11 protein-coding genes and 1 pseudogene are annotated in these 10,439 nt (G+C 62.8%); 9 read left to right on the forward strand and 3 right to left on the reverse strand.

What is annotated here, in order from left to right:
* The 9 genes from GO606_RS00935 to GO606_RS00975 form a co-directional block, all read left to right on the forward strand.
* Positions 1-506: hypothetical protein (locus tag GO606_RS00935; RefSeq protein ID WP_246979257.1), on the forward strand; the 506-nt coding region annotated here is incomplete at its 5' end.
* A 2-nt stretch (positions 507-508) separates the two neighbouring features.
* Positions 509-2,689 (forward strand): MobH family relaxase, encoded by a 2,181-nt coding sequence (mobH, locus tag GO606_RS00940; RefSeq protein WP_246979261.1) that lies wholly within the window; start codon positions 509-511, stop codon positions 2,687-2,689.
* Between the two features lie 175 nt (positions 2,690-2,864).
* Positions 2,865-3,764: a ParA family protein gene (locus GO606_RS00945; protein WP_169120244.1), complete on the forward strand. Its 900-nt coding sequence runs from the start codon at positions 2,865-2,867 to the stop codon at positions 3,762-3,764.
* Positions 3,739-5,268 carry a ParB family protein gene (locus tag GO606_RS00950; RefSeq protein WP_246979259.1) on the forward strand — a complete coding sequence of 510 codons (1,530 nt, stop codon included), beginning with the start codon at positions 3,739-3,741 and terminating at the stop codon, positions 5,266-5,268. Before GO606_RS00945 ends, GO606_RS00950 begins: the two co-directional genes overlap by 26 nt.
* A gap of 38 nt (positions 5,269-5,306) precedes the next feature.
* The gene (locus tag GO606_RS00955; RefSeq protein ID WP_169120245.1) at positions 5,307-5,861 is read left to right on the forward strand and encodes an STY4526/YPO1902 family pathogenicity island replication protein; all 555 of its coding nucleotides are present in this window, start codon (positions 5,307-5,309) and stop codon (positions 5,859-5,861) included.
* Positions 5,862-5,958: 97 nt separating this feature from the next.
* Positions 5,959-6,420, forward strand: coding sequence for a hypothetical protein (locus GO606_RS00960; RefSeq protein ID WP_169120246.1), 462 nt, complete (start codon positions 5,959-5,961; stop codon positions 6,418-6,420).
* Positions 6,421-6,503: 83 nt separating this feature from the next.
* On the forward strand, positions 6,504-7,577 hold the full coding sequence (locus tag GO606_RS00965; RefSeq protein ID WP_169120247.1) for a PFL_4669 family integrating conjugative element protein: 1,074 nt from the start codon (positions 6,504-6,506) through the stop codon (positions 7,575-7,577).
* A gap of 224 nt (positions 7,578-7,801) precedes the next feature.
* Positions 7,802-8,041, forward strand: coding sequence for a hypothetical protein (locus GO606_RS00970; RefSeq protein ID WP_169120248.1), 240 nt, complete (start codon positions 7,802-7,804; stop codon positions 8,039-8,041).
* A 68-nt stretch (positions 8,042-8,109) separates the two neighbouring features.
* Positions 8,110-8,526, forward strand: a complete 417-nt coding sequence (locus tag GO606_RS00975; protein ID WP_169120249.1) for a single-stranded DNA-binding protein — start codon at positions 8,110-8,112, stop codon at positions 8,524-8,526.
* 70 nt (positions 8,527-8,596) lie between these two features.
* Here the strand turns inward: GO606_RS00975 and GO606_RS00980 are convergent, their stop codons facing one another.
* The 3 genes and pseudogenes from GO606_RS00980 to GO606_RS00990 all read right to left on the reverse strand — a co-directional run.
* Positions 8,597-9,226, reverse strand: coding sequence for an RES family NAD+ phosphorylase (locus tag GO606_RS00980; RefSeq protein ID WP_169120250.1), 630 nt, complete (start codon positions 9,224-9,226; stop codon positions 8,597-8,599).
* Between the two features lie 34 nt (positions 9,227-9,260).
* Positions 9,261-10,016, reverse strand: a complete 756-nt coding sequence (locus GO606_RS00985) for a hypothetical protein (protein WP_169120251.1) — start codon at positions 10,014-10,016, stop codon at positions 9,261-9,263.
* 224 nt (positions 10,017-10,240) lie between these two features.
* Positions 10,241-10,439: pseudogene (locus GO606_RS00990) on the reverse strand (hypothetical protein); the annotation flags it as partial.

A 10,439-nucleotide genomic window follows, 5' to 3' on the forward strand; every position in this document is an offset into this window, starting at 1 on the left:
CAAAGAAAAAGACCACTGAGCATTTTGCTGGAGGTGAAATACCGATGAACACTATGCCGCCGTCCATCCCGTCGCACCAGGAAGAGGCGCGGATCCAGGCGGTGGTCACCATCGGGCATTTTCTGGCGGGGCTGGGTGAACCCGCTTGGCGCACCGTCCTGTTCAGTTGGCTTGCCCGGTACGACGGGTTGGAAACGTACCTCTACGCCGAGGACGATCCGATCATTTCCGTGCGAAACCTTCTCGCTCGCTACGTTGAAGCCCTGAAACCCGCTGAGCCCCGGGAATTGACGGCCGATTTGTCGGATCTGCCGTTTTGTCGCTACCGGGCCAAACGCCGCGATGGTAAGAGGTGGGAGCCGCTCTCCGAGACTTTCAGCGCGTTCTGCGAGGGCGTAACGGTTGAAGTGTGGGAGTCCGAAGGGCCCTATCCGCGACGCGAGGTGCTGCAAAACTGGCTATTGACGCAGTTCTGTACAGCACAGGTCGGAAGTCGCAGGGCTTGATCGTGTTGGCGGCATTGGCCGTTGGCTGTTTTCTCGCGGCGGCAGGACTGGGCGCCTGGTTGTTTTGGCCGATCATCGGCAAGATGGCGGCATATCGTACTGCGGGCGGCTCTCGGCGCTCGACTCCAGCGTCACGAGTCGCGATCCCGAATGATGACGCGCACCGGCTTGCCGCGAACCGCCACGGCTGGCTCAAGGTTCTGGATGTCGCCGCGCTGATTCAGGTGTGCAACCTGGCCGGCGCCCTGCAACAGATCCAGCGCGACTCCAAACTGAGCGCTGCGGCGTGGGAGCGGGATATCGCACCGGCGATCCAGCAGTATCTGCGTTTCGTCCAACTGCTCCCGGCAAGCGAAGCCCATCATCATGCTCACCTCGGCGGTCTCGCTGCACATACCATCGAGGTCGTGTATGCGGCGGTCTGCCTCCGCAACGGCTATCTGCTACCGCGGGGGGGACCTGCGGAACAGATCGATGCGCAGCGAGATCACTGGACATACGCCGTCATTCTTGCGGCGCTGCTTCACGACATCGGCAAACCGATAACCGACCTTCGAGTGTGCCTCGCGGACCGCCCGGACGGTCCTGCGCGCCCCTGGCTTCCGATGTCGGGGGACATACTCACGGCTGGCGCAGTGGAGTACGAAGTGCGATTTGCCCCAGCATCGGAGCGCAACTACGGCGCGCACCGGCGTTTGCCGCAGGTGCTGGCACCGCGGATTGTGCCTGCCACAGCACTCGCATTTCTGGCACGCGAACCTGCGGTCTTGCGCGAGTTGGACGCCGCGTGGTCCGGGGATGACGCAACCAGTGTGCTGACCGAGATCGTGCGCGGCGCGGATCAGCGTTCAGCCGCGAGCAACCTGCAGCAGGGGCCGCGCAACCAATTCGGATCTGCAACAGCCGTCCCGCTGGTCGAGCGGCTGATGGCAGCGATGCGCCGCATGCTGCGCCAAGGGGGATTGCCACTGAATCGAGACGGTGCGGCAGGCTGGGTTGCCGAGGGCGCCACCTGGTTTGTGGCGAAACGCCTCGCGGATGCCGTGCGCGAGGAAATCGCGCGCACCGAACCCGACAGCGCCGACAGTGTTCCGGGCCCGAGCAAGAACGACCGACTGTTCGACACCTGGCAGGACTATGGCCTGTTGGAGCGTAATCCGGACACCGGTCACGCGGTCTGGTACGTGGAGATCCGCGGTAACGGCTATGCGCATGAGTTTGCGATGCTCAAGTTCCCGCTCGCGAACCTGTTCGACCGGCCAGAGGACTATCCGCCCGTATTCGATGGTGCGATCGTCGTGAAGGCACCGCGCGATGCGCGCGAGAAGTGCAACAGTGACGCGCCGAAAGCCGCGGACTTAACGCATCCGAGCGGCAATCGTGACAAGGAATCCGGACAGCGATCATCGAGGCCGCGGACGGAACCCGACGTGCCCCCGCCCAAGCCGGCACATGCTGCATCCGCGCCTCCCGAGCTCAAGGAACCGCGGCCGGCGGCCCCACGACAATCACTACCGAATGCCACACCAGCACGCGCCGGCCTCGCGGACGATTACCTGTCCGAAAACGACTCCGCTGCGGCGGGTGCCAACGCTGCGACACCTGCAAGCGCTCCGCGTCCTGCTCTCCTGCCAAGTGGCCGCCCGGTGACGCCCTATGCGCACATACCCGCGTCGCCTCCGCGAGGCTCAAGGGGGACGGCCACTGACGCGCCGGAACCCAGTGATGCAGCCCTCCGGTTCATGGCGTGGCTGCAACAGGGCATCGCGGACGGATCCATTCCTTACAACGAAGCGGGTGCCCCGGTCCATTTCGTGCCAGAGGGAATGGCGTTGGTCTCCCCGAGGACATTCCGCGACTTCGCGACACTTTACGGCGACGATGGCAACGGGGCCGTTCAAGCGTCATGTGCTAACGACAAACTGGGTGCCGGCATCCAGCGGCAAGTGATCAAGGCACGATGGCACGTCGTGGGGGCCGGCAATTCCAATGTTCATCACTACACGGTGCTGGGGCGCGGCGGGAAACCCGTCGGCAAGCTCGCTGCGGTGGTGATCAAGCATCCCGAGCGTTGGGTCAATCCTGTCCCGCTTCCGAATCCAAATATTGTTACGTTTTCCGAGAAGGGCGCCCGTCCGGCACAAGAGGCCCAGGCGGTGGACCGTTACATGTCGGATGGTTGACAAACATCAAGTGTTGGCCAATTCTGTTTCTTGACAGGCACATTCCATGTGGGACACAGCTCATCGCTCAGTGAGCTGGTGCCGGGGCCTCGCCCCACGGCACTTCTGCTTTTCCCATCGCTCTCCGTCCCTTTGAGAATCGCCACCGTTTCGGCTGTTTAGAACGGAGGGTTCGATGATCGTCTACAGCGTTGTATCGACGAAGGGCGGTGTCGGCAAGACAACCGTGAATGCCAATCTCGGGGCGCTGCTGGCGGACTTGGGCATGCGAGTACTGCTGATCGATGCAGACGTGCAGCCCAGTCTCAGCCGCTATTTCCCGATCGGGCGCCTGGCGCCTCATGGGCTGACGCAAATGATCAAGCAGGGGGCGCTCACTGACGATTGCATCTCGACGATCGATCTTGCGCTCGCCCCTATGCTTCCACGCGGGCAGCGGCTCAATCCGAACGGCTGCCTAGACCTCGTCGTCTCCGATGCGCCCGAGGGGACGCTGCAGGACTGGCTGGCGCCTCGCATGGATAGCGCACTTCGCATCAAGCTGGCGCTACGCAGTCCACTGCTGTCGGAGAACTACGACGTCGTGCTCATCGACACGCAGGGCGCGGTCGGTCACCTCCAGGATGCCGCGGTACTGGCTGCCGATATCCTTTTGTCACCGGTATCGCCCGATATCCTTTCCGCGCGGGAATTCCTCGACGGCACGCAGAAGTTGCTGAATCGCGTCGAAACCGCGCGCTCCTTCGGGTTTTCCATTCCGCCGATGCAGGCGATGATCTACCGGCAGGAAAACACCCGCGACTCGCGCGAGATCGCCCGAGCCATTCGCGAAGAGTATCGAAAGCTGCAATGCCGGGTCAGTGTCTTGAACACCGTCGTTCCGCATGCGGTGGCCTACAAGAACGCGGCAACCGCTCAACTCCCGGTTCACTGGATTGATCCTGGCAAGGCGTGCGACACGATGCACACGCTCCTGTGGGAACTGATTCCCAGTCTGGAGGGCAACCATGCCGGCGGGACATCGACCGGTTCAAGCGCGGAGGTGGCCGATGCATTCCAAGACACGACTGCCTGAAACGATCTCCATCAAAGATCTGGCGCAGCAAATGGAAAAGCAGGGAAAGTTTCGGTCAGCCCCGTCAGGCGGATCAAATGCTGTCGAACGGCGCGCGCTTCTCGCGGCTCACAGCCTCGCAGTGAGAAGTCCCGACGATTCAGCCGTCAGTATCAAGGCCAGTCAGGACGTTGATGGCTGGATGATGCTGCGGTGTATCGAGATCGATTGCTACGACCGCAATCCTCGAGTGAAGACCAACCCGCGCTTCGCCGAGATCCGGGCCTCGATCGAAGCGCGCGGCGGACTCGGTGAAGCGCTGTCCGTCACTCGCAGGCCAGGGTCCGATCGGTATATGTGCTACATGGGAGGCAACACCCGTCTGCAGATCGTCCAGGAGCTGTGGCACGAGACGAAGGATCCCAAGTACGAATGGATCCGCGTTGTCGTCCATGCGTGGGTCAGTGAGAGTGACATCATTGCCGCCCATCTGATCGAAAACGAGCTTCGGGGCGACACCACGTTTTGGGAAAAGGCCCGTGGCGTGGCGCTCCTCAAGTCCGAGCTGGAGTCGGATCTCGGAGGCCCCCTGAGTCTCCGTGCCCTTTCAGAGCACGCCAACAAGTGCGGTTTGAAGCTGCACGCAGTGACCGCCACCAACTACCTGTTTGCCGTCGACCAGTTGGCGCCCTTCGGCCCGCACCTGACCCATGAGAGCGCAGGCGCAATTCGCAGCCGTTTTGGCCACCTGGAGAAGCTTGCCGAGGCCCTCAATCTCGATCCCTACGTTCGCATGACCGGGTTCCAGCAGTTGGCGGCCGATGCGGCGACTGCGATCAATTCCGTCCGGGAGCAAGATGACCCGCCGCGGCTTACCACCGCGGAAGTGGAAAGGATTCTGTCGCAGATGAATGCCCAGTTCGCCCGACAGGCGAACTGTCCCGTTTCGGCGGTGGAGCACGCCCTGCTCGCCGTGATGGGATCGGAGAGGCAACTCTCGTCCGCCGAAATTCGTGCCCGGCTTGCCGGCGACCCGCCGCCCGAGGGGCTGATCTCGGGTGATCTCGCGATGCCCGATCACGTCGAGTCGGAGAGAGCGCTACGGACCAGCGACCATCTCGCGCCGCCGCCGCAGCAACAAGCGGCACCGACGCGGAAGCGAACGGGAAGGGGCCGCACCGACAGCGGCCAGGCCGAGAAACCTTCCTTTGCCGCGGCGCTGAACGATTTCGCCGCGCCGCTCCAGATTTCCTCATGCGTACGCTGGGATAGCGCTCAGGCGCACGGCTTCTGCATGGAGCCGCTTGCAGATATCGAGCAGTCGATTAGCGAGCCGGAAAGGCGGGCACGGCAAGCAGCGCACCGGCTGCTGGTTAGCCTGTCGGGCGGCAGTGATGCCGCCGACACCGATGCACGACACATTGTTTCGTTGATACTGCAGCCTGCATATTGGCCCCTGATGCGAACGTTGATGGATACCTACCACCATGAGTTCCGGAAAAACGACTCGCCCGAGCGACTGTAAGCCGCTCCCGGCGGTTCCACAGGAATTGGGGTAGCGGGATGATCCCGATAAAGAGTGAACAACTACGGGTTGCCTTGCTGTCCCACCTCATTCATTTACTTGACATGGGGGAGGTCGAGACACTGCTCGATGCGGGCCTGAGTCCGGACCTCCTGGATACGCTACGCACGGCCTCGGTGAGGGATCTCAACGCGATCGCCGGCATGCCCCAACTGGATGTGTCCGTTCACTTCGCGCCGGCCACCCTCGAAGCAGCCTATCGCCGGCACGAAGCGATCACGGAATCCCGGCAACTGATGGAATACCACGTCCAGCACGGCGCTCATCCTCAACTGCTGGTGCATCTGTTCAAAATGACGATGGAACAGATCCGCGAGCAGCGCGCCTTGCTGTGTCCGGAGCCCCAGGTGCGAGGTCGTCCTCCCCTCCCGAAACCGGAGGTCCGAGAGGCCGTGCAGCAGGCGTGGTCCCGAATTTCCAGCAACTACCCGCCGCAGCGGCAGTACGTGGAGTTGCATTACGTCTTTCCCGATCTTTCAATTGCGACGCTCTGGTATGTCGTCCACGAATTCGACGACTGTGAGACAGCTTGAGTCGCCCGCATCGGAGACGCCCCCTGCGGATGCTGATCGGTTCTCCACGCAAACGCATCACCTGGATTCAAACGACTCAGTAGTAAATGCATTTCCGGTGGATTCAATCGAGCCAGCGAAAAAACCTTTTCCGGTGGATTCATCAGGTCCAGATCAAGGGCCTGCGCCTGCGACAACCGAGCAACAGATCACGCTCGACGTCCTCGTGCGTTTGAACGGCGACTATCCCGCCACCGCGGTTCTGCTGGCGCTGCTCTGGCGATCGGCCGATCGAACATCGGTGCGCATCTCAAGCCGCACGTTGTCCTCATGCACCCAACTCGGTCATCAAGTGGTCCAGCGCGCCCTGCAACGTCTCGAACAGAGTTGCCTGATCACCAGCAAGAAGATTCCACGTGCAACGGCCGCATACCAGGTGAATGTGTCGGCACTGCGCCAGCTGTTGCGCGGCCCGCTCCCGGATGCCGAGTTCATCCCCGGCTTCACGCCGATTCCAGCGCTCTCCCGCCTCCACGACGTCCCGGACGCAGGAGCGGCCACTTCAACCCACGTTACGTGAGGGAACGTCTCATGGCCTCGCCCAATTCGATTATTCCCCCGCTCGTCCGCTCCGCAGAGCTCCCATCAAGCCAACCAGGCCTCATGGATCCGATCTTTCCCGGTGGTACATCGATTCCCTTCGAGACCGATGACACTTCGCCGTTTGACGATCGGTACAGCATCGCGAAGGAGCGCGGGAAACTCCTCGACCTTATCGATTCGGAGGATCCGGATCCGACCGATCCGCGTTGGCCACGTTATGAGCTCTACCTTCAGCGCTGTGACAAGCTGAAGCAGATGGAGGCGGATTATCGGGTCACCAATGGCGCGGACCATGTCGTCGCGGCAAGCGTTGCGAGCCAGCTCCGCGACCTCGGCGGCTTGGTCGACGACGGCATCGACACGATGACGCTGCACACGAAGGAAGGATTTCGAATGTTCATGGGGCGCCGACGGGACCCGGCGGGAAAGTACAACGCAATTCCCGGAGGCAAGCGGGTTGCATCCAGCCTCAAGGCGCTCTGGACGCTGACCCGCAACAATAACCCTTATGCCGATTGGGCGCTCCTGCGCGCCGATAACCGCATCCCTGAATTGCGACGGGGACTGGATCACCAAACCCAGATCTTCGACGCTGCAATCAAGAAGAAAGCAGACAAAGGTCTCGGCTTTGCGATTCTCAAGTCGCGCGAACCGAAAGTTCTGGAACTTGGGTTCCGCAGCCCCTACGGATATGCGATTGCCGAGTTGATCGTCGAATTCGACTACTACGTCCGGGTCGTCAAGACACTCGGACGCAAAGCCATCTTCTCCGACAAGCAGGAGCACGATGCGATCCGGCAGTTCACCCGTCCGATGCGTGCCGCTTTCGAGGAGTTCATCCGGTTCGAGACGTGGCTCACCAAACCCGAATTGCTGCCGCTCAGCCGCACTGACTTCTTGCCGGGAGCCGACACCAATGCCCAAAGACGTGTCGCAGCCGTCAGCGGCATTTTTGGCACTGTGCCGCCCGGCATCTATGCCGGCCTGCAAGTCTCACGACACTCCCAGCGCCGTGTCTCAATCTCGGACACGGAGAAGGTGATGCTCGAGCGCGTGGCTAAGGAGCTTGCGGCAATCAATCAGGAAAGTGGCGCAACTGTCGATGAGCCAACTGATGAGGGCCTGGTCGACTGATCGCGAGTAGTGAGGACATGGCGCAATCCAATACTCCGGTTCGTGCGGCAATCCCGAGCACGTGCGACAACGCGCCGGCACGTCAACAGGAGCGTGACGCAAAGGCCTTTACGGGTAGGGGCGGGACGCCGACCGAGCTGCGGCAAGCCGCTGCGAGTGTTGACAGGATTCACCGCGCACAAGAGGTCCTGTCGACGCTGACTCGGCGTGTGCGGGGGCGTACCTTGTACCTGGCGCTCCACCGGGGCACTGCGACCGGGCAGGTGCAACTGCGCTGGCGTGCGGCAGGCGCCGGGCCCCGCGCCGGTCACATCCCGTGGAGCGCAATCCACGCCCATTTCGCCCAGTTCCCCGGGGCGCTGCGCGAGTGGTATGAGCGCACCCACCGGCGCGCCATTGAGCTCAATCAACGCGAAATCGAGGCACGCCTCGCCCTGAAGCATGCCCGGCAGCGCGATCCGTAGTATTCCGCACGACGGCGGAACCGGCGTCGGCCACCGTCGTGTTCTAACTCGACGCCAAGGAGTACAACATGCCGAACGTATTTCGCGGGAAAGGCAATCTCGGCGATACGCCTATCCTCAAGCACGTCCCAATCAACGGGGTCGATGAGGTCGTCGCCGAGATGCGCGTGTTCTTCGATGACTACGCCTACGACCAGGCCAACGGCGAGTATCAGCAGGTCGGCGGATTCTGGATGAGCGTGTCGCTGTGGGGCCAGCGCGGCGAGGACGCCGCGCGCGTGCTGCGGCGAGGTGCGCGCGTCCAGGTCGAAGGTGTCCTCAAGCAGTTCATGTACTCGCCGGAGGGCGCCCCCGACAAGGTGCCCGGCTTCCAGGTGACCGCTGACGACGTCACGCTGTGCCTGGGCCGGGTCGAGCGAGCCGACTACAAACCCAAGCGCGAGCTCGCGGGCTCCACGAGCGAGGCCGCTGCCGACGCCACATAAGCCATTGCCACCGTCTCATCCCGTTCTCGCTGAGGTCGGCCAGTCACAACCGACATCGCGAAAACGCATTTCAGCTCTCGGTGATAACGAAGCCCGCCTGTGCGGCTGCGACGAGAAGTGTCTGCCACCCGTGCGGCGGTTCGAAGCTCATCTGCTCGGTGACGACCAGCTCCGCCTCACCGACGCGATCGCCGAAGAGAACCAGGCATTCGCTTTCGTCGTGTTGGCGCGATCGCCAGATCAGACCGTCCGCATCGGGGCAGGCTGCATGAAGGGTCGAGGCCCAGGGGGCGGTGCGAGAATAGTGCGCCGGTCCCGGTTCGAGAAGCTGTGAGCGCATCAGTCCCAAGGCCCGCAGGTTGTCGCCCTTGAGCGCGAGCAGATTCAAGCTGCGGGTCGGCCGAAGCGTCGCATAGGCGAACTGGAGGGCGCGCTTCTTCGGTACCGGAAACGGCCCGCGATGATTGGCCGGTTCAAGCCGAAACAGCGTTTCGCACAGCGCTCCGATGAGCGAGCTGCCGCCGTAAAGCGTCGGAATCGCGCGCACTGGAGCCGACAGCGTGACGAGGGGGTGGAAGCGCCCGCGCCCGTCCCCCGGATTGAAGCGCTCGGGCGACACGTCCGTGCGATGGATGCGGTGAATGAGCGCGTCGGTTGTCCAGGTTTCCCGTTGCAGCGTGAGCCGCTCCACCTCGGCCACGGCTGGTGGCTCCGGTACCCATGCCGTCCGCCGTTCAGTCACGGAACATCGCCTGCTCGCACTGCGCCGCCACCACGACCGCGGCACGGTCAGCGGACCAGTAGTCCAGCGGAGCCCTGCCCTCGAGCCAGTCGTTGGGCGTGATGAACCAGATCGCCAGTGACCAGCCCTCGTAGTCCGATTCGAGGGCGCTGATGACGTCCCGCACCTCGGGGTAGGGCTGGCGCGTATCGGAGTTGAACTGGAAGGACGGAAACAGCGTGATCCGATCGCTCAGCACCCCAAAGATCCGCTTCTCGCCAGCCCAGCGGGATGCCAAGGCATTGCGGTTGCGCGCCCGCGACTGGGCGAACTCGGCGACCTCTACCGCCGTCCAGCCAGGGGAGCGGATCGTGAACTCGGCGCGGAGCCGGGCATTCGCATCACGATGATGCTCGAGGGTCGGTCCCGCATCGACGAATTCGCGCATGCGGGCGTCGATCGCCTGCCCCACGTCCGGATCGCGGGCTCCGCCGCGGAGATCGCCCGCAGGCGGACGATCGGTCCATGCCATCAGAATCGCCGTCATGCGCGACTCGAGCTCGGCAGCGGCGTGCGCTACGACCTCCTCGACCCGGTTTTCGAGCTGACCGAGAAATTCATCGACCTCGTTAGCGAGCGGAGCGGGGCGGGTGATCTTCGTCCGCGGGCGCAAGGGCTTGTAGCCTCCGGCTGCGCGAGCCCCCAAGCTTCGCAATGCCGTGGCCGTCTGTCGCCTGCGCAGCTTGGCAGCAGAAAGAAGTTTCTCCATTGCCCGTTTCCTCTGAAATGATCTCCATTATATGAGTATGTGTCACGGAAATCATTATTGCCGGGAGGGTGCTGGCAGTGCGCCCGGTGCAAGCGGGCATCAGTTACACGGATCAGGGGCAAGGGGCTACACGAGGGTAAGCGCTCAGCCAGCGGCGTTATTGTTGGTTCATAAGGTTTGAGATATCCATAACCGCCCAGCGCGCGGTCTTGCGGGTCTGCGGATCAGAGATCGACGATATGACGAAGCAGGCCGAACGGCACGCGCCAGCTTTGTTCATCGCAGTCGACAGAGGCGGTGCGCTGGTTGATACGAAGGATGGTACCGATGCGCGTCTGGAGGTGGCGATTGTCGAAGCTCACGCGATTGCCGACGCAGAAGTCGTCGCGTGTCGGGCGCGGTGGCGCACGGTCCGCCACTAGT

The organism is Aromatoleum anaerobium (assembly GCF_012910705.2).
Classification (GTDB): Bacteria; Pseudomonadota; Gammaproteobacteria; order Burkholderiales; family Rhodocyclaceae; genus Aromatoleum; species Aromatoleum anaerobium.